Annotated in this window: 17 protein-coding genes; 11 read left to right on the forward strand and 6 right to left on the reverse strand. The window is 42.1% G+C overall.

Annotated features, from left to right (window positions below):
• Window positions 1–42 precede the first annotated feature (42 nt).
• Window positions 43–1,335 (forward strand): DUF2254 domain-containing protein, encoded by a 1,293-nt coding sequence (locus AFM12_RS03295; protein ID WP_055143876.1) that lies wholly within the window; start codon window positions 43–45, stop codon window positions 1,333–1,335.
• Window positions 1,336–1,800: 465 nt separating this feature from the next.
• On the opposite strand, the gene AFM12_RS03300 is transcribed toward AFM12_RS03295, so the two are convergent.
• Window positions 1,801–2,151, reverse strand: a complete 351-nt coding sequence (locus AFM12_RS03300; RefSeq protein WP_055143878.1) for a 4Fe-4S dicluster domain-containing protein — start codon at window positions 2,149–2,151, stop codon at window positions 1,801–1,803.
• 114 nt (window positions 2,152–2,265) lie between these two features.
• On the opposite strand from AFM12_RS03300, the gene AFM12_RS03305 reads away from it, so the two are divergent.
• Together AFM12_RS03305 and AFM12_RS03310 are read left to right on the forward strand one after the other, a co-directional pair.
• A complete protein-coding gene (locus AFM12_RS03305) occupies window positions 2,266–3,264 on the forward strand; it encodes an acyl-CoA reductase (RefSeq protein ID WP_055143880.1) in 999 nt (332 codons plus the stop codon).
• A gap of 92 nt (window positions 3,265–3,356) precedes the next feature.
• Window positions 3,357–3,809, forward strand: a complete 453-nt coding sequence (locus AFM12_RS03310) for a hypothetical protein (protein ID WP_216598492.1) — start codon at window positions 3,357–3,359, stop codon at window positions 3,807–3,809.
• Between the two features lie 68 nt (window positions 3,810–3,877).
• Here AFM12_RS03310 and AFM12_RS03315 read toward each other — a convergent pair whose 3' ends face one another.
• Window positions 3,878–5,194 (reverse strand): Gfo/Idh/MocA family protein, encoded by a 1,317-nt coding sequence (locus AFM12_RS03315; RefSeq protein WP_055143882.1) that lies wholly within the window; start codon window positions 5,192–5,194, stop codon window positions 3,878–3,880.
• A 256-nt stretch (window positions 5,195–5,450) separates the two neighbouring features.
• Between AFM12_RS03315 and AFM12_RS19655 the strand changes: the two genes are divergently transcribed.
• From AFM12_RS19655 to AFM12_RS03345, 7 genes are all read left to right on the forward strand, one after another.
• On the forward strand, window positions 5,451–5,621 hold the full coding sequence (locus AFM12_RS19655) for a hypothetical protein (protein WP_157687275.1): 171 nt from the start codon (window positions 5,451–5,453) through the stop codon (window positions 5,619–5,621).
• An 84-nt stretch (window positions 5,622–5,705) separates the two neighbouring features.
• Complete coding sequence (locus AFM12_RS03320) at window positions 5,706–6,758, forward strand: ThuA domain-containing protein (RefSeq protein ID WP_095533189.1); 1,053 nt, start codon at window positions 5,706–5,708, stop codon at window positions 6,756–6,758.
• Window positions 6,759–6,782: 24 nt separating this feature from the next.
• Window positions 6,783–8,051, forward strand: a complete 1,269-nt coding sequence (locus AFM12_RS03325) for a glucuronyl esterase domain-containing protein (RefSeq protein ID WP_082391172.1) — start codon at window positions 6,783–6,785, stop codon at window positions 8,049–8,051.
• A 97-nt stretch (window positions 8,052–8,148) separates the two neighbouring features.
• Window positions 8,149–8,478, forward strand: coding sequence for an ArsR/SmtB family transcription factor (locus tag AFM12_RS03330; RefSeq protein WP_055143886.1), 330 nt, complete (start codon window positions 8,149–8,151; stop codon window positions 8,476–8,478).
• Entirely contained in the window at window positions 8,478–8,942 is a 465-nt protein-coding gene (locus tag AFM12_RS03335; protein WP_055143888.1) for an SRPBCC family protein, read from the forward strand. The genes AFM12_RS03330 and AFM12_RS03335 overlap by 1 nt, the downstream gene beginning before the upstream one ends.
• A gap of 4 nt (window positions 8,943–8,946) precedes the next feature.
• Entirely contained in the window at window positions 8,947–9,324 is a 378-nt protein-coding gene (locus tag AFM12_RS03340) for a DoxX family protein (protein ID WP_055143890.1), read from the forward strand.
• Between the two features lie 5 nt (window positions 9,325–9,329).
• Window positions 9,330–9,980 carry a DUF1801 domain-containing protein gene (locus tag AFM12_RS03345; protein WP_082391173.1) on the forward strand — a complete coding sequence of 217 codons (651 nt, stop codon included), beginning with the start codon at window positions 9,330–9,332 and terminating at the stop codon, window positions 9,978–9,980.
• Here AFM12_RS03345 and AFM12_RS03350 read toward each other — a convergent pair.
• The 3 genes from AFM12_RS03350 to AFM12_RS03360 form a co-directional block, all read right to left on the reverse strand.
• Complete coding sequence (locus AFM12_RS03350; protein ID WP_131458162.1) at window positions 9,967–10,482, reverse strand: hypothetical protein; 516 nt, start codon at window positions 10,480–10,482, stop codon at window positions 9,967–9,969. The two genes, AFM12_RS03345 and AFM12_RS03350, sit on opposite strands and share 14 nt — an antisense overlap.
• Before the next feature lie 164 nt (window positions 10,483–10,646).
• On the reverse strand, window positions 10,647–11,927 hold the full coding sequence (locus AFM12_RS03355; protein ID WP_055143894.1) for an alkaline phosphatase family protein: 1,281 nt from the start codon (window positions 11,925–11,927) through the stop codon (window positions 10,647–10,649).
• Window positions 11,928–12,093: 166 nt separating this feature from the next.
• Window positions 12,094–13,200: an endo-1,4-beta-xylanase gene (locus AFM12_RS03360; protein WP_055143896.1), complete on the reverse strand. Its 1,107-nt coding sequence runs from the start codon at window positions 13,198–13,200 to the stop codon at window positions 12,094–12,096.
• Between the two features lie 571 nt (window positions 13,201–13,771).
• Between AFM12_RS03360 and eutB the strand changes: the two genes are divergently transcribed.
• Complete coding sequence (gene eutB, locus AFM12_RS03365; protein ID WP_055143898.1) at window positions 13,772–16,084, forward strand: ethanolamine ammonia-lyase subunit EutB; 2,313 nt, start codon at window positions 13,772–13,774, stop codon at window positions 16,082–16,084.
• A gap of 111 nt (window positions 16,085–16,195) precedes the next feature.
• Here the strand turns inward: eutB and AFM12_RS03370 are convergent, their stop codons facing one another.
• The gene (locus tag AFM12_RS03370; protein WP_055143900.1) at window positions 16,196–18,484 is read right to left on the reverse strand and encodes a multicopper oxidase domain-containing protein; all 2,289 of its coding nucleotides are present in this window, start codon (window positions 18,482–18,484) and stop codon (window positions 16,196–16,198) included.
• Between the last annotated feature and the right edge of the window lie 2 nt (window positions 18,485–18,486).

The following is an 18,486-nucleotide window of genomic DNA, read 5'->3' on the forward strand; positions in this document are numbered from 1 at the left end:
GCCCTTTGCGTATTTGTTAATGACAAATATGCAACAGATCCTATGAAAAAACTGAAGTACCTCTATCAGGAAACCACCTCAAGTTTTTGGTTCATACCCTCTCTCATTGTTTTGATTGCAGTAGTGGTTGCTGTAAGTATGATTTACATAGACAATCATACCGAGATGAAAAATTCGGGTGCTCTTTCCCTGATATTTACAGGCAGCCCAGACTCTGCACGAAGCGTTCTATCTACCATATCGGGAGCTATGATTGGAGTGGCCGGAACTGTATTTTCAATTACGCTGGTTGCACTTACGCTTGCTTCTTCACAGTTTGGTCCCCGATTGCTGAGTAATTTTATGCATGTCAAAATCAACCAGGTGGTTCTGGGTACCTACATCGCTACCTATGTGTATACTCTTGTCATTTTAAATACCGTTCGATCCAATGATGTAGCTTCGTTTGTACCAAGGTACTCCATATTGATTGCCATTTTGGCTGCAGTGGGCAATATAGGATTACTCATCGTTTTTATTCATCATGTTGCTGTCAGTATTCAGGCCGACAATGTAGTGGCCGATATTTCCAAAAATCTTTCTAACACCATTGAAAATGTACTCAAGGATCAGCGAAAATATGACGATACAGCCTCTATTCAGGTAGAAGAAGAAATTAGGAAATATAGAAATTCAAAACCCTTGAAGGTCAAACAGACCGGTTACATTCATTTTATCGACTTTGATCAACTCATTAATAAAGCGAGCGAAAACAATAATTTTTACAAGGTTGAAAAGCGACCTGGCGATTATGTGGTAGAGAATCAGATTATTGGAAAATTTTATTCTCAGGAAACTGAGAGACAAGAACAGTTTAACAACTCGGTAATCATAGGAAAAAACCGACAAACAAGTCAGGATCTTGAATTCTCCATATTACAAATGGTGGAAATCGCAGTAAGAGCTCTTTCTCCCGGAATCAATGATCCATTTACAGCCCTAACCTGTATTGATAATCTTACCAGTACCTTATCGCTTTTGACTGGATTTGAATTTCCATCTGAGAAAAAGACTGATGACCAGGGGACGCTACGTGTTTACGCAGATTCTCTGGATTTTGCCGGGGTGTTAAATGCTTCTTTCAATCAAATTCGTCAGAATGCCTCTGGTACGCCTTCTGTCCTTATCAGAATGTTGGAAGGATTAAAAACCATCAAAAGTTTTGCGAAAACAGACAGCCAAAGGGTTGAATTGAATAAACATGCTCTTATGGTTAAAAATCTGGCAGAGCAATCATTCAATGAACTTAATGATTTGAAGGACCTATTAAATCGCTATCAAAAATTCATGACCTGAGTCATGTTGAACCGTGAGGACAGGAAACAGAAAACCCGTCAATAGTGACGGGCTTCTTGCTTTTTTGAGTACAACAAAACCACAATTAATTGTGCTTTTGTCAAACACCTAACCTTTACCTAACAAAATTATCATTTGACATTAAACAATAATTCAATATTTTATAATAAACTATCTCATAATTGTATCTTGTATAAATGTAATTCCAATTTGGGCTCAAAACCTAATATGAATCATCATTATCTGATTTTACATTAAATTTTCTTCAAATCTTACCAGAATAAAGTTAAATATTTCAAAAGTTGTTAATTCTGTCTTTTTTACAATTTCCAGAATATAAGACTTATTAATTCATCAATATTGAAGTGTGAATATTTTATTTCTTTCTCGTTAAAGTAAAGTTTGAGAAATAAAAAAGCCCCGACATCAGATGCCGGGGCCAAGAAGTTATTAATTTCTATTTTATCAACCTTCTGCATGAAGCCAGGCTTTCTTGGCCAGCAAGGTTTCTTCATCTTCTACGTTGTCAGGATCAGGCACACAGCAATCAACAGGGCAAACTGCAGCACATTGAGGTTCTTCATGAAATCCTGTACACTCTGTACATTTATCTGAGACGATATAATAAAATTCATCAGAAATAGGCTCCTGATCGTCTTTTGCGTCAATCACAGTACCATCACCAAAATCTACCTCTGTAAGAGCTGTTCCACCAGCCCAGGTCCACTCCACACCGCCTTCATATATCGCCGTATTCGGGCATTCAGGCTCGCAAGCTCCACAGTTGATACATTCGTCTGTTATAATAATTGCCATTAGTCTACTGGTCTTGTTGGTTATTCAAAGAAAGAACAAATATAAGACTGCAAAGTTTCAAAGGCTTAGTATTTTTGGGCGGATGAATAAAAAACTAAAAGAGACATTCAAAAAATGACATTAAAGAGCAGAATAGTTCAATTTTCAACACTTGGAGATTTCTTAACAAATCCTGAAAATGAGACTGAGTTGAAAGATTGGGCCGCCCGTGCAAAAAACGAAAACGGCTGGTTTACTGAGGATAATGTTCTGCTCTCATTAAAAGAAATAGGTCAGAAGTTTCTATCAAAAGAAGCTCTGGAAAGCTTCACCACGAATGTTTCTCTTTCCACAGAGCCAAAACGAGTAGGTATTGTTGCCGCGGGTAATATTCCGTTGGTTGGTTTTCATGACATGCTTTGTGTGCTTCTTAGCGGGCACAAAGCACTGTTGAAATTAAGCAGTAATGACACTCAGCTGATGCTGAGAATAATCCAAAAAATGCAGGAGTTGGCTCCTGAGTTTAAAGAGCAGCTTGAGGTAGTGGATCGTATAAAAGATGCCGACGCCTACATCGCCACAGGTAGTGATAATTCTTCGCGTTATTTTGAGCATTACTTTGGAAAGAAACCAAGCATTATCCGCAAGAATAGAAGCTCAGTAGCTGTTTTGACTGGTAATGAGTCTACTACGGATTTAAGAAACCTGGGTAATGACATCTTCCGTTACTTTGGCCTCGGCTGTCGCAATGTCTCCAAAATCTTTGTTCCGAAAGACTATAAATTCGATACGCTTTATGAGTCTATTGAATATTGGAACACCATCCAGCTTCATCATAAGTACAATAATAATTACGATTATAATAAGTCCATTTACCTTGTAAATGGTGACAAGCATTTTGACAACGGTTTTCTGCTCTTAAAAGAAGACGAAAGGTTGGTGAGCCCCTTATCCGTGGTTTTCTACGAGTATTATGATAATGAGGCTGATCTTAATCTTAAACTTCAATCTTACGAAGGCAAATTGCAATGCATTGTTGGGGAGTCGTATATCCCTTTTGGTGAAAGTCAGTCGCCAAACCTCAATGACTTCGCCGATGGCGTCAACACCATGGATTTTTTGATGAGCTTGTAAAGAACCAGTCTCCCAGAGAAAGGGCTTTCTTTCCGTTTTTTGAGTAAATTGATTGACAGATTTCATTTCAATACTCAAAACATCGGTCAATCATGAAAACTCTTTTCAAACTTTTTCTGCTATGCTGTTTGTTAGCCACCTCTCAATTCACTCAGGCTCAGAACAATCCCGATAAAATCGTCGAAGCATTTTTTGATAATTATGTGAATGCCGGAGCTTCTGAGGCTTTAGATCAACTATACGCCTCCAACAAGTGGATGTCGCGAGCAACGGATGCCATAAATAGCTTAAAGAGCAAGCTTGAAGGTCTGAATGAAGATTTTGTGGGTCCTTTTTATGGTTATGAACTCATCGTTGAGAAAAAACTTTCCCAAAGCTTTATTCTAAGGAGTTATTTAGTCAAATATGATCGCCAACCCATTCGCTTCACTTTTCAATTTTATAAACCCGACAATAAATGGGTGGTGCACAGTTTTCAATATGATGGCAATGTAGGTGACGAAATTGAAGAGGCTGCTAAACTGTACTATCTAGACCTTGATTGAGCCCTAATCGCCATTTAGACATCCCATACTCAAAAAGAAAAAGGCCCTGACGATCAGGGCCTTTCCTTTTATACTGCTTTATATTTTCCCGGTACAGGAATATCATAAAACCCATTTTCATCCGGCAGGGATTGGGGTAAAGTATCCCATGTGTATGCTGAAGGAGCATACGAGATATCAGAAGCCAGAGCCTCTTCCATGGTAACCCGCTGGCCTGAGTAGGAGGCCATCCGGCCTAAAAGTGCTGTCATGGTACTCATGGCTCCATTATATGCATCGTTTACCGCAACATCATTTACAATACAATCAAACAAATGATCATGCTCTACCTGATAAGGGTTTTTATCATCGCGGTCCCGATGTCGCCAGATTGAATTTCCTTTGAGGTCAAAGATTTTGCCTTCTGTCGCTTTGCCCTTTGTACCCACCAAATGTTCCGAAACATTGGCGACTGTACCCGGTTGATGACGGCATTGGCTATTGAGAATCATGCCATCAGCATATTCAAACTCCACGACATGATGATCGAAAATTTCTCCATACTGCTTGCCGGTACGTACTTCCCGACCTCCAATACCTATGGCTTCCGTTGGATAACCTCCCTTAAACCAGTTAACCACATCAATATTATGAATGTGTTGTTCCATAATGTGATCACCACAAAGCCAGACGAAATAATACCAGTTTCGCATCTGATATTCCATTTCTGTCATTTCAGGCTTTCTTTCTTTCACCCAAACGCCATCGTTATTCCAGTAACAACGGGCTGAAACGATATCGCCGATGGCTCCTTCCTCTACCACTCTCCTGTAAGTTTCCAAATATGATTTCTGGTAATGACGCTGAAGACCGACAACTACTTTGAGATTCTTCTTTTTTGATTCCTCTGCCGCATCAAGAACTCTTCTAATCCCTGGGGCATCTACAGCTACCGGTTTTTCCATGAAGACATGCTTATTCTGACGAATAGCTTCTTCAAAATGAATTGGTCTGAAACCAGGAGGGGTAGTTAAAATCACGACATCGGCGAGTGCAATTGCCTGCTTATAGGCCTCAAAGCCCACAAACTTTTGATCTTCTGGCACCTGAACCCGTTCAGCTACCTTGCCTTCTTTGGCTCTGCCAGTGGTAAGATTTTCATAACAGCTATCCAGGCGATCTCTGAAAGCATCAGCCATAGCAACGAGTCTGACATTTTCTTTTACCGAGAGAGCCTGAAAGGCAGCACCTGTACCACGACCGCCACAACCGATTAAGGCCACTTTGACTTCATCAGCACTTTGGCTGTAAAAGGCCGAGCTGGTCAATGGATTGGTTAGTAAAACTGAGGTTCCGGCAATGGCGGAGGCATTTTTGAGAAAGGATCTTCTATCCAGGTCTTTCATTTTCAATGAGGGTTGTTTTTCATAAAGCTAAAACTCATTTCAGGAAGATCAAAGGAGGTTCTTTTAAAAGACCTATTTTGGCGATGAACCCGAAATAAAAAGATGTAAGATTTAAGACGCAAGACAAAAGTCCTTTTCAGTGGTTATATAATTCCCCAATCAACCAACAATTGTGAATGAATTAGCAGAGCTAACTCAATCTTTACTATTTAGGGTTTTTCTTAACTTTAATGGATAAACTAAACTCTATCAAGCCTTGAATAAAAACACCCGTCTCTTTCTCACCGTAATCGGAATACTTAGTATTGTAGCCGGAGTATACAGTTACTTCGTCAAAGGAAGCTCGGAAACCGGCTTTTCAGGCATTTTCATTGGTATAGCCCTCATTGGAACTGTTTATATCAACTTCAAAAGACTTGACAAATAAGTCTGGAGGAAAGGTAAATTCAGAAGTTTGGCAACTGAATTTCTGCTGATTATCTTTAAGTCTTATTCAAACCAAACCTTATACATGCAAAAGCCCTTTACCCTAAAAGGAATCACGATGCTAGTCATCGCTCTGATTTCCTTTTCTCTTATTTCTTGCTCCGGTACTGAAGAAGAGGCCGAAGAAACGACAATCAAAGCACTTATTATTGATGGACAAAGCAATCATGGTATTTGGCCTAAAACCACTGCTATGATGAAAGATTACCTGGAGAACACAGGACTTTTCACAGTGGATGTTGCTCGGACAAAATACCTTTGGCTTGGCCCACATAGTCAAATGGACAGTACCCAACTGATGGAAAATTATCTTCTATACACATTGGACGATAAAGAGTATTTCCCTCTGTCAAAACCTCAGATGGATTCAACCTTCAGTCCTGATTTTTCGCAATACGATCTTGTCATTTCCAATTTTGGATGGTTAGCGGCTGAATTGCCAGAGCAAACAAAACGCAATCTTGAAGAATTTGTAGCCAATGGAGGTGGATTCATCGTGACTCACGCTGCTAATAATAGCTGGGAGAAGTGGGAAGAGTTCAATAAAATGATTGGCCTTGGAGGCTGGGGAGGTAGAAATGAAGAAAGCGGACCCTATGTTTATTATAATCAGGCCAATGAATTGGTAACAGACACCACAGCAGGTTCTGGAGGTAGCCACGGCCCTCAGCAAGAAGGTATAGTGATTATCAGAGAACCTGAGCATCCAATTGTGAAAGGCATGCCATCACAGTGGAAGCATACTATGGATGAAATCTACGACCGTCTTCGTGGACCTGCAGAAAACATGACCGTGTTAGCCACCTCATTCTCAGGTGCTGTAGAGAACAGTCCGCCGTGGAGCCCTGAAGTACCAGGTACTGATCGTCATGAACCTATGTTTATGGCAATTGATTATCAAAAAGGAAGAGTTTTGAATATTTCTTACGGGCATTCTGATCTTTCCTGGGAATGTATAGGCTTAAAAACGATTTTGGAACGTGGAGCCGAGTGGGTAGCTACAGGGGAGGTTACGCAGCCTTTGCCGGAAAATTTTCCTACGGAAAACGAAGTCAGTAAGATTGACTGGTCAAAATAAGGGGTTGTAAAAAAGGTATTTCCCATGAAATCATTCTTATCTATTCTTTTCACCATACTCATTATGAAAGCCGGTGCCCAATCTAAAGTGAACTACGATGAATCCAAAGTAGAACCCTATACCCTACCCGAGCTACTTCGGTCTGCCGGCGGACAGGAGATCAAAACTGTTAAAGAATGGGAAAGCATAAGAAGAACTGAAATTGTCAGGCTTTTTGAAGAAGAAGTTTATGGGAAAATTCCTGCCGAAGCTCAGCTGAAGCCCACTATTGAAATATTGGAAAAGGAAGGAGAGGCATTTCACGGCAAAGCCGTGCGTCAACAAATCGCCCTTGATTTTGAAAGAAATGGACAAAGCCTAAGGGTTCATTTGTTGGTTTATCTTCCTGCCGGACAAGATAACCCTCCGGTCTTTGTTGGTTATAACTTTTACGGAAACGCCTCCATTACAGAGGATGAAAATATACTTTTGAGCCCTTCATGGGTGCCCAATAAAAAAGAATTTGGGATTACCGAAAACCAAATAACAGATGGTGCAAGAGGTCAAAGGGCACATCGTTGGCCCGTTGAGAAAATTATTGACGCAGGATTTGGACTAGCCGCCATTTATTATGGAGATGTAGACCCTGATCGGGACGACTTCTCCGATGGAATACATCCACTATTTTATGAAGAAGGTCAAACCAAACCCGGCCCAAGCGAATGGGGTGCTATCTCTGCCTGGGCATGGGGAGCATCCAGAGCTTTGGATTATCTCAAAAGTGAACCGGCAACTGCCAATTCTAAGTACATTCTCTTCGGACATTCACGCCTGGGAAAAACGTCACTTTGGGGCGGAGCACTTGACAAACGCTGGGATCTCGTCATTGCCAATAATTCAGGATGTGGTGGTGTAGCCATCTCCAGACGTAAAATCGGGGAAACGGTGGAAGCCATAAATACCTCTTTCCCGCACTGGTTTGCTGATCGTTTTAAAAAGTATAATGATCAGGAAAACAAAATGCCCGTTGATCAGCATATGTTGGTGGCACTGATTGCACCCAGACCGGTTTACATTTCAAGTGCTGTTGAAGATCGGTGGGCTGATCCCGTAGGTGAATATCTTGGTGCCTATTATGCCAGCCCTGCCTATCAGCTATATGGACTTGAAACCCCAGCATCTGATCAACAGCCATCTGTTTCTAAACCTATCCATACTTCTATTGGGTATCATTTGAGACCCGGAGGGCATGATGTTACCGACTATGACTGGGAGCAGTTCATTGCTTTTAGCAGGAAGCACTTAAAACCTTAATCCATTTTAATCCACTTTCTCGTCTAAAAAATAATTCTTTCCATTTTATTGTGCAGCTATCTGACTGCATATATATTTACAGTCAGATGATTGCATTATGGAAGTAAGGAGAGATGTTTTTCAAGCGATAGCAGACCCCACACGAAGGGCTATTCTTGCCATGGTAGCTGTTAAAGCAATGACGCCGGGAGCTATCGCTTTGGAATTCGATTCTTCACGACAAACAATATCCAAACATATACAAGTGCTGAGTGAATGTGATCTTCTGAGAAAAGAGGTTATCGGCAGAGAGATCGTCTACCACCTTGAGGGGCAAAAATTAAAGGAAATAGCTGACTTTATTGAGCCATTCAGAGGAATGTGGGATAAACGCTTTGACAAACTTGAATCACTTATGAAATCTCTTCAACAAAATAAACAAGCTTGATGCAAAGCCAGACGAAAGTAGTCGCCCCTGATGACCGTCAGGAAATAATAATTAACAGAGATTTTGAACTGCCTGTTGAATTGCTTTTCAAGGCCTATGAACAAGCCTCCATTCTTGAACAATGGATGGGGACAAAAGTTCTTAAACTGGAAAACAAAAGGCATGGTGGCTGGGAGTTTGAAACCACCGATCCTCTCGGAAATAAACATATCTTTCATGGTACCATTCATGAGTTTGTAAAAGGAAACAGATTTGTCAGAACTTTTGAAATGGAAAACACTGATTTTCCGGCTCAATTAGAATTTTTTGAATTTCAATCTGTAACTCCTCAAACCTCCAGGCTTGAAATGCGAATGATTTTCAGGTCAATTGAGGATAGGGACAGAATGCTTCAATTGCCTTTTGCCAAAGGGATTAACATGGCACATAACACACTTGAGACAATAATGCTTAACAACATTTAAACTTATGAACACAAACTCAAAAGCTTCGAAAATTATCTATTGGGTAGCCACTGGTTGGCTGTCACTTGGCATGCTTTCTACCGGAATAGTTCAGCTTATTCAAATGGAGGAAGAAGTCAAAAATTTCGATAATCTTGGCTACCCCCATTATTTGATGTCCATCATTGGAGTCTGGAAAATCCTTGGTGTAATCGCCATTTTAATGCCCGGGTTGGGACGCCTAAAAGAGTGGGCTTATGCCGGTTTCTTTTTCACGATGTCCGGAGCCGCAGTTTCTCACGTACTGGTAAAAGACCCTGCTATTTCACTTTTCGGGCCGTTTTTATTGCTTATTCTTACCATGCTTTCCTGGTATTTCAGACCAGACAACCGTAAACTTTAAAGACAATGGATCCAAAGGTAGAAGCCTACATCAGCAACGCTAAATATTGGTCAAAAGAACTTCAAATGCTCAGCGGTATTCTTCAGGACTGCGGACTAGAGGAAGTTTTCAAATGGCGGGCTCCCTGCTATATGGAAGGCAAGAAAAATGTCATTATAACCGGTGAGTTTAAGGATGGCTGTGTACTTAGTTTTCTGAAAGGAGTACTGCTCAAAGATGAGCACCAGTTATTGCAAAAACCCGGCGAGAACAGTCAGTCTGCCCGATACGTTAAATTTACAAGCACCAAGGAGATTGCCGAAAAAGAAGCCATCATCAAAGCCTACATTTTTGAAGCTATCGAAATAGAAAAGGCCGGACTCAAGCCGGTAACCAAGGCCAAGAATAACCTGACATACCCGGATGAGCTCCTTGAAAAGTTTGAAGAGAAACCTTCTTTGAAAGAGGCCTTTGAGAAACTCACCCCAGGTCGCCAAAGGGCCTACCTGATCCACTTTACTGGTGCAAAACAGTCGAAAACGGTATTTGATCGGATAGACAAATACACACCACGTATCTTAAGAGGTTTCGGTTTCAACGATTGCGTTTGCGGTCATTCGAAGCGAATGCCTAATTGCGATGGCTCGCACAAAAATTATGATCCTATCGGGTTTTGACTTTGAAGACTCCTTCGGTTACTTCAATTTTGTCGTCCAAATCTTTTCGATTGACCAGGGTTGCTTCAAAAGTACCTTCCGTGTAATCATCTTCCAAGACTTCAAAATCAACATATCCGCTGCCTCCGGTTTCTAATGCAGAATAATCAAGATCACCAACAAAATAAGTTATGTTCGTCAAATAACTGTTGACCACAGTACCTACGGGTACTTTGGTAGCTCCCAGACTTGCAAAAGAATTAAAGTTAAAGATTTTGTCTTCGGAGCTAATATTTGAAGTGACGTCAAAGCCACCCTCACCCGGAAAAGCCGACCAGCTCAGCCAGGCATTATTATTTGTCTGAGCTCTGTACGTCTCACCGTTTAATTTACACTCCACAAAATAGATGGGGTTTAAATCTGTATCCTCAAATATGTCTCCGAGATCTTCACAACTTTGAAGACTAAAAAAGGAAATCGTAAGCAACATCGTGCTCCAAAAGTGTCTTTTCAATGTTTTCATGGGTTCTTAATGAAATGTTTAGGTTAAGATACTAAAGAAGAGCTGAGATCAATAAATCCTTCTTCAAGCAAACCCCTGACCATAAGTCTATTCGACATAAAAAAGGGCTCCAGAATCATCTGATAGCCCTTTCAACCGTTTTATAAAAACATTGAAAAATTCCCCTATTGCCCATCTGAAGCCTTTAACATTGGAGCCAGCACCTCCAATTTGCCGTCAACAGGCGTAATGGGTGAAAGACCCAGGAGCTGTGCTACAAAAGGATAAACATGAATGTTTTCAACAGGAGAAAGTTTGAAATTTTGACGGATATTCGGCCCTTCAGCATAAAAAATGGCTCCCATATCTTTACTGGTAAAAGGGTCATATCCATGTGTGCCCCCGGGATTCTCCATCTCAGAAATCTGTTTTTCTGAATAGATGATGGTATACGGCGGGTCAGTAATCAAGATAAGATCACCAATTTGATCTCCTTTATTGAAATGCAAGTAAGATGGCATCGCCTCTTTCCTATAAACTCTTAGATTATCCTTTTTCTGAAGCTTTTGGTAGAAGTCCTCCGTTTCAGCAGGGCTGTCTGTGTAAATCATGGCTACAGGGCCACTGTAAAACTGCTCCTTTCGTAACTCCAGATCGTCATGAATATTGATGAGTTTGTTAACATTCGCCATGCCGTGATCTGCCGTAACTATCAATGAGACATTCAGGCCTGATTCAGCCAGGCCTTTTCTGAGAGCACCGATTTGCTCATCGACATAGAGCACAGCTTCTCTTGCCTCTTCTGACTCTGGCCCGTACTCATGTCCCTGCGTATCTACTAAAGAAAAATAAAGTGAAACAAAATGCGGGCGTGTCTTTTCAGGCAGCTGAAGCCATTCTAAAACTCGTTGAACACGGTATTCGTAAGGCGTTTGTTTGTTGTACGGGTAATAATATTTGGGGAGCAAACCGTTGATGTTAGCCTCAGAACCTACCCAGAAATAAGATGCTGAACACATTCCATTTAACTGAGCAAGATTCCATAGTGGAACTCCGCCATACCATCCGCCGTCTTCCACCACTTTACGATTACTGATACGATATTCTTCTTTCTTAACTTTGTCAAAGAATGAATTCGCTACAATTCCGTGATTTTGAGGATATAATCCTGTAACCAGTGTGTAATGATTCGGAAACGTTTTTGAAGGAAAAGAAGGGATTAATCGTTCCACCGAACTTCCCTTTTCTGCCATCGTTAAAAGATTTTTTGCTCCGTATTTTTGAGCATAATCATGCCTGAAACCATCGATTGATACCATCACCACATAAGGCTTTTGCTGTGCATCTGTGGTATTCTGGATTTCATTGGATAGGATTTCGTTTTGCAAAACCTCCTGATAGGAAGGCTTTTGCGAAAATGTGGCAAAACTAAAAAAAAGAAGTAATAGAAGAGAAAAATGCTTCATTCCATTGATGAGGTAAATTGTATTACAAAATAAAGGCTTTCCATTTTGAACCACCTCAATTTCATGAAAAAGTCATACTGATTATCATCAGTTTTTCCTCCATTCTTTTTGAACAAAAAAAGGCCACCCCAGAAGGATGGCCCCTAAAAATAAACTGGGTTATGTTTTATCTTTCAATATCCATGATAGCCTCATAAGCTGCCTTTCGGCCGTTATTGCGGTCGAAAAGCAGAGGGTAGTTAGTTCTACCTCTTACCGGAAATCCATTTTTCCAGGAATCACCATCGTTGACTCCCCAGAATGTAACACGGTCTATTTTGTCGCGGTGCTTAAAAAATAGAGCAAATATTTCTGCATAGCGTTTGGCTAAGGCTGTACTTACATCTTCAGGTAATCCATCAGTGTATGGGTCGAGCTCGGCCTTAAGTTCAGCACTCTGGCTGATTTCTGCTCCGCTAACTCCTTGCGGACTTGGCAAAACATCAATATCAAGTTCGGTTATGGCCACTTTTACACCTAAGTCGCTATAGGCAATTATGCTTTCTTCTATTTCCTGAAGAGAAGGAGAATCAAGATGCCAGTGTCCCTGCATACCTATTCCATCGATTTTGGCACCGCTTTCCTGAATCATTTTCACCATTTTGATGACACCATCACGCTTAGCTTTTCCTGTCATGCTGTAGTCGTTATAGTACAAATCAGCATCTGGTTCTACCAAAGCAGCCTGTTTAAACGCAAAAGGCAAATAACCCTCACCCATGGTTTTTAAGAAGACAGATTGTCTCAAAGAACCATCTCCTTCCACAGCTTCATTGACTACATCCCAGCTGTAAACTTTACCCTTATAGCGACCAGCTACAGCCTCTATATGAGCTTTTAAAGCTTCAGCCATTGCGGTAGAATCTTCAATTTCGTTAATGAAAGGAGAAAGTTGACTGTGCCACACAAGTGTATGACCGTGCACTTTCTGACCATTTTTTTCTGCCAGAGCAAAAAGTTTATCTGGATATTCAAAATTAAAGGAATCCGGAGAAGGGTGAATAAGCATTGATTTCATCACATTCTCTGCAGTAAGCACATTGAATTCTTTGGCAATCAAATCGGCCTGATCAGGACTGGCATCAATCTGACGATTGTTCAGGGCCGTGCCAATCAAAAAATCATCGGCAAATAGCTCCTTTATACTCTCGGGCTTTAATTCTTCTGTAGTTTTTTCTTTACAAGACCAGGCCAACACAGCCACAAATGCTAATGGTAGAACTCTTAATTTCATAATTAGACAGGTGTTTTAATTGTCAAAATTACACTTTTTAATTAATCCAAAGTAATAAGAGTAAAATTATATTTCAATCGATTGCAGTTTTGATTGGTGATTGAGCAATTGGAGAATTGGAAATTGGTGGATTAGTTACTGGCCAATTGGTGATTCGTTAAATGGTGGGAATTGTGCATGGAATAGGTCCTCGACTCCGCTCGGACTGACAGTAAGTATGTCAGTCCGAGCGTAGCCGAGGACAGTCTTACTTGGCACAAATCCATACTCCCAATGATAGTCCGAGCGAGCTTGTCCTGAACATTGTCGAAGGCAGGACAGTCTCACTTGGCACCTGGTTTTCTTTTGGTGCAAGCCTATGGCTTCGACAGTCCGCCTGTCGGGGCTCAGCCACCGGCGACATTCATGTCTGCCCGGTCTGCCGACAGGCAGGCGTCTTCGGTCATCCGCCATCTGTCAAAACTTTAGACCCAAAACTCCCAACCTCCGGCATCTGAAATCAAACATCCCCCCCACGCCTACCATTTCCCAAAATCCTTGCTTAACTTGATGAAGTGAAAAAGAATGAACTATGGCTGGTTTGAGTAGAAAAGAATTTTTGGCTTCTTTGGGACTTTCGGGAGCTTCCTTGTATTTACTTCAGAGTTGTGGGTTTAAGGCTGAACCTATTGAAAATCCGAAAGGGATGGTCGCCTTAAAAAAGCCGAAGGCGGAAGAAGATATTTTGGCCTATATCAAGCGTCAGATAGGAAAGTTTGACCTTGATCTCTATCGAAAAATCATTGGTGCAGCCAATGAGTTCAAAGAGGGAGATGAAGCTTTAGGATTGGCCGCCGCTGATCAGGAAAGCAGGAATTTTGCCCGTCAACTACTAGCCAATACACACCTCAAAGACCTTCAGGATCAATCCGTTTTTGAAGACGAACTTTCTCTCATAATTGAGCAGACTACAGAGATTGAAAATCTTCCTGAAATGACTTTGGGAGAACTCAAAACGTTTGTTTTGAATCAACCGGAGGCAGAAATCAAGCAACTCATGCCTGCTTTGAGTAGTGACCTCATCGCCTGTCTTGTTCGACTCATGAGCAATGAGGAGTTGATTGCCGTAGGCCAAAAGGTTTTCAACCCGCTGGAAGGCAGCCAGATCGGCAGCAAAGGTTACATGAGTGCCCGCGTTCAGCCTAACTCCCCTACCGATAATGTTGAGGACATCCAATGGCAGGTGTTCAATGCCTGGAGCTATGCGGTGGGCGATCTGGTTTTGGGGACCAACCCCGTCTCCAGCGAAACAGAATCTGTTTCAGCAATTGAGAAAGCCCTGTTTGAGATCATTCAAACTTTTGGCTTAGAAAACACCATCCCAAACTGCGTGCTCTCGCATATTGATGTCCAGGCCGCAGCCGAAAAAGTTTCCCCGGGAACCACCGGCATCTGGTTTCAAAGCCTTGCCGGGACAGTCAATGCGAATCAGACTTTTGATGTGAGTATTGAAAAAATGCAAAACTACGCCCGCCAGCGAAGCGGTCGCTATGGGCTGTACGCTGAAACTGGGCAAGGGGCTGATTTCACCAACGGTCATGGGGAAGGCTTTGATATGGTCATTCACGAGGCCCGTAAGTATGGCTTCCTGAGAGCTTTGCAAAAGCAAATTGCTTTACAAACGGAAGAAGGTCATCCACAGCCTTGGATTCATGTCAATGACGTGGCCGGCTTTATCGGTCCGGAGGTTTTCAAAAGCAGAGAACAGCTGGTTCGCTGCTGTCTGGAAGATACCGTGATGGGGAAATTGCACGGCCTCACTATCGGCCTTGACATTTGCTCCACTCTGCACATGGATGTGACATTAGAAGACCTCGACTGGTGTATTGAGCAAATTATGCCTGCCAATCCGGCTTATCTGATGGCTTTGCCGACCAAAAACGATCCGATGCTGAGTTATCTCACTACGGCTTTTCATAATCACTTGAAGGTCAGGGAGAAATTCTGCTACAAAATCAATGACGCCATGTGGGCCTTTTTCAAAAAGCTGGGGATCATTGACGAGCAAAACCAACCGACCGAACATTTTGGCGATCCGGTTTGGGTCTATTATCAATATAAAAGGGCTCAGGGCGATCAGCGAAGTTATGAGGCTATTCAAAAGGAGGGACTTCCGGCCATCAAAGCTATTGAGGAAAGAGGCGTACCCGTTGCACAGGGTCATGGGGAAAACTACTATGATCCGGAGCCAAAACTGGCTCTAAAAGTCAAAAGACTCTACGAAGATGCAAAGATCAGCCTATGGACTGAACTCTCTGATTCGTTTATTAAGACAATTCCCGGGGCCATCCCAATGTCCACCCAGTCTGTGGATCGGAAAGACTATGTTTATCACCCTGCCAGCGGTGAAAAGCTGACAGAAAACACCATTGCGAAACTCAAAGCATTGCGAAGTTCATGGGCTGGAAATTCTCCTGAATTGCAACTCATCATCTCTGACGGTCTCAATGCACGTGCCATCATGGATGACGGCCACGTGACCGCATTTATTGGTCATTTGAAGCCAATTTTAGAGAATGAGGGATCCACCCTTTCGCAAAAAATTCCAATCCTTAAAAACGGTCGGGTTAGAGCAGGTTATGTCATCGGCGAACAGCTGTTTGGTGAAGAAGGAAATCTGCAAATGGCAGGAATCCTTCATATTATCGGAGAACGGCCAGGATCCGGGCATCATAATTTCTCGGTTTACATCACTGTCGCTTCTAAAGACAACTGGAGTCAAACCGGCAAGGTTGATCATGATATCACCAAAGTGGTTTCAGGTATCTCTGATACGGCGTTAAAGCCTGACTTGGCTGCTGAAGCGGTTGGTAGGATTGTTAAATCTTTGAGAGTTGAAGGGTGACGGTTCAAAGTTGAAAGTTTAAGGTGGCAGTTGACAGGGCATCGGATTAATAACCATTTCCCTTCCTCCATACTCCATTCTCCCAAAAAACAGCCTTTTGAATAACCGCTTCTAAAACCTAAGCAGTAATCCGCCACCCCAGCCATAAAGGTTATTATAGTTGGCCTGTATGGAGAAGTTTTTGGACAAGATATAACTTACGCCAATAAGCCATTCAGTTTCTCCCTGGTATTCGCTAACGCCTTCGGTTTTGTTGATCCAACCAAAATCAGCCCGGTAATCATATTCTGCTTCAAGAAAAAGCCGTGGAAATAGTAGGAGTTCCCTATCTAGTCTAACCCTTGGCCTCAGTTGGTGATCAAGACTAAAATCCAGACTAAACATGTAGGGCATGAAATATCGCAGGCCAGCCAAAGCTACCGTATTAAATGGCTCAGAGGTACCTTCATTCTCGCTATTTACACCGGCATAGAGTCGTACCCAGTCATTCAGATAATAACTGTAATCGGCCTGTAACTCTACCTTGCCGCTGTAATCAGCTTCTGCCATTGCATTAAACTCATTTCGAATTGAGCTACTCGTTAAACGAATTTCATTAAAATTTGAGCCCAATCTGGCAGTCCCCCAGCTATAAAACCGGTCAGTTTCATGGATTAGATTTTTAACCGGGAAAGGCTTCATTCTATCATCTCTTTCAGTATCATAGCTAAAAACACGAGCCATACCGCCCATCATATGGTAGAGCACATGGCAATGAAAAAACCAGTCGCCATATTCTTCATTATAGAACTCAATGGTCACCTGTTTCATCGGAGGCACGTTTACCGTATGTTTTAAAGGAGAGTGGTCTCCCTGAGCATTGATAACCCTGAAATAATGACCGTGCAGGTGCATGGGGTGATGCATCATGGTCAGGTTATTCAGTGTAATTCTTGTCACTTCTCCACCTTTGATTTTGATCTTGTCCGCTTCTGATAAAGGCTTTCCATTGATACTCCAGATATACCGGTTCATGTTTCCGGTAAGATTGAGAAGCATTTCGTTAACCTTAATCCCAGGGTCAACCATGGTGCTGTCTTTGGCTGTAAGGAAGTCGTAGTTGAAATACGTTTTGCGTTGCTGATAGTCGAAAGATCCGCTATCCGTCTCCATTGACATTTCGTGATTCATCTCATGGCTTTTAGGGTTCATCGACATCTGAACTTTCATTCCATCATTCATCATCGCTTCCGGCTTCATGTTATCCTTCATTGACATACCGTATTTCTTTTTTAGAAATTCAGGTGTCTTCTTTAAAGGGTTTGAGATAATGGTGGGAGCACCCATTTTCATATCCATGGTACTCATTTGCTTCATCATCGCTATTTTATCCGGTCTGCTGATCACTTTTGCCGGTAGAAGATCGCCATGTCCCAGATGCATACTGGTATGTCCGGATCCATCCTGAGCCGTCGCTGTAATTTCCAAAGTACCTTCCTCCGGTACCGTCAGAATAATGTCGTATGTCTCTGCAATAGCAAAGAGAAAACGGTTTTTGTGAACCGGTTGAACGTCAACGCCATCGGAGGAAACAATCCTGGGATTTCCGCCACCAAAATCTACCCAGAAATAAGTTGAAGCAGAGGCATTGATCATCCTGAGCCGTACTTTTTCTCCAGGTGTGAGGTTTGGATGGCTATCAATTCTTTGACCATTGGTCAGAAAAGCGGGATAATAAATATCGGCGATATCAGCTCCTTCCATACGATCACGCCAAAATTTTAACTGTGCACCTAAAGCTCCGCGACCAATCACTCTATTCAGCGGAACAGCTGTTTTCTTTTTGACCTGATACCATTCATTGCCCCTTTTGAGGTTTTTCAAAACGTGTTCTGAACGTTCGCCGGTCCAATCAGAGAGTAAAAACACTATATCACGATCATAAACCAATGAGGGCTCCTTTTCTTTGATCACAATGGAACCATAAACGCCCTTTTGCTCCTGCAGCATGGTGTGCGAGTGATACCAATACGTACCCGACTGATTTAAAGGGATACGATATTCAAAGCTGCTATGAGGCTTTATAGGTGGAGTGGTGAGGTAAGGCACACCATCGTAGAAATTAGGAAGAATTAACCCATGCCAATGTACTGAGGTTTCTACATCCATTTTATTAAAGACAGTGATTACCGCCAAATCCCCTTCCGTAAATTCAAGTGTAGGGCCGGGTACGGAACCATTGACGGTCATACCGTGGCTGGTTACACCTGCCAAGGTGACTTTACCACTGGCTATGGTTAGTTCGTATCTTTTAACGGGACGCCCTTTTTCTAATCGGTCTTGACCATTGGTACCAACCTGAGCCAGAGAATTCCCGCTAAAAAGTAAGGTCAATCCGACGAGCAAAGTCAATTTTGACATAC

Source organism: Jiulongibacter sediminis, from assembly GCF_001306455.1.
GTDB classification, from domain to species: domain Bacteria; phylum Bacteroidota; class Bacteroidia; order Cytophagales; family Spirosomataceae; genus Jiulongibacter; species Jiulongibacter sediminis.

Coding starts and splice junctions, on each gene's coding strand:
- AFM12_RS03355 (WP_055143894.1), bottom strand. CDS start 11,927: ATGAAGCATTTTTCTCTTCTATTACTTCTTTTTTTTAGTTTTGCCACA.
- AFM12_RS03300 (WP_055143878.1), bottom strand. CDS start 2,151: ATGGCAATTATTATAACAGACGAATGTATCAACTGTGGAGCTTGCGAG.
- AFM12_RS03330 (WP_055143886.1), top strand. CDS start 8,149: ATGGAAGTAAGGAGAGATGTTTTTCAAGCGATAGCAGACCCCACACGA.
- AFM12_RS03320 (WP_095533189.1), top strand. CDS start 5,706: ATGCAAAAGCCCTTTACCCTAAAAGGAATCACGATGCTAGTCATCGCT.
- AFM12_RS03360 (WP_055143896.1), bottom strand. CDS start 13,200: ATGAAATTAAGAGTTCTACCATTAGCATTTGTGGCTGTGTTGGCCTGG.
- AFM12_RS03325 (WP_082391172.1), top strand. CDS start 6,783: ATGAAATCATTCTTATCTATTCTTTTCACCATACTCATTATGAAAGCC.
- AFM12_RS03370 (WP_055143900.1), bottom strand. CDS start 18,484: ATGTCAAAATTGACTTTGCTCGTCGGATTGACCTTACTTTTTAGCGGG.
- eutB (WP_055143898.1), top strand. CDS start 13,772: ATGGCTGGTTTGAGTAGAAAAGAATTTTTGGCTTCTTTGGGACTTTCG.
- AFM12_RS03345 (WP_082391173.1), top strand. CDS start 9,330: ATGGATCCAAAGGTAGAAGCCTACATCAGCAACGCTAAATATTGGTCA.
- AFM12_RS03335 (WP_055143888.1), top strand. CDS start 8,478: ATGCAAAGCCAGACGAAAGTAGTCGCCCCTGATGACCGTCAGGAAATA.
- AFM12_RS03350 (WP_131458162.1), bottom strand. CDS start 10,482: ATGAAAACATTGAAAAGACACTTTTGGAGCACGATGTTGCTTACGATT.
- AFM12_RS03310 (WP_216598492.1), top strand. CDS start 3,357: ATGAAAACTCTTTTCAAACTTTTTCTGCTATGCTGTTTGTTAGCCACC.
- AFM12_RS03340 (WP_055143890.1), top strand. CDS start 8,947: ATGAACACAAACTCAAAAGCTTCGAAAATTATCTATTGGGTAGCCACT.
- AFM12_RS03315 (WP_055143882.1), bottom strand. CDS start 5,194: ATGAAAGACCTGGATAGAAGATCCTTTCTCAAAAATGCCTCCGCCATT.
- AFM12_RS03305 (WP_055143880.1), top strand. CDS start 2,266: ATGACATTAAAGAGCAGAATAGTTCAATTTTCAACACTTGGAGATTTC.
- AFM12_RS03295 (WP_055143876.1), top strand. CDS start 43: ATGAAAAAACTGAAGTACCTCTATCAGGAAACCACCTCAAGTTTTTGG.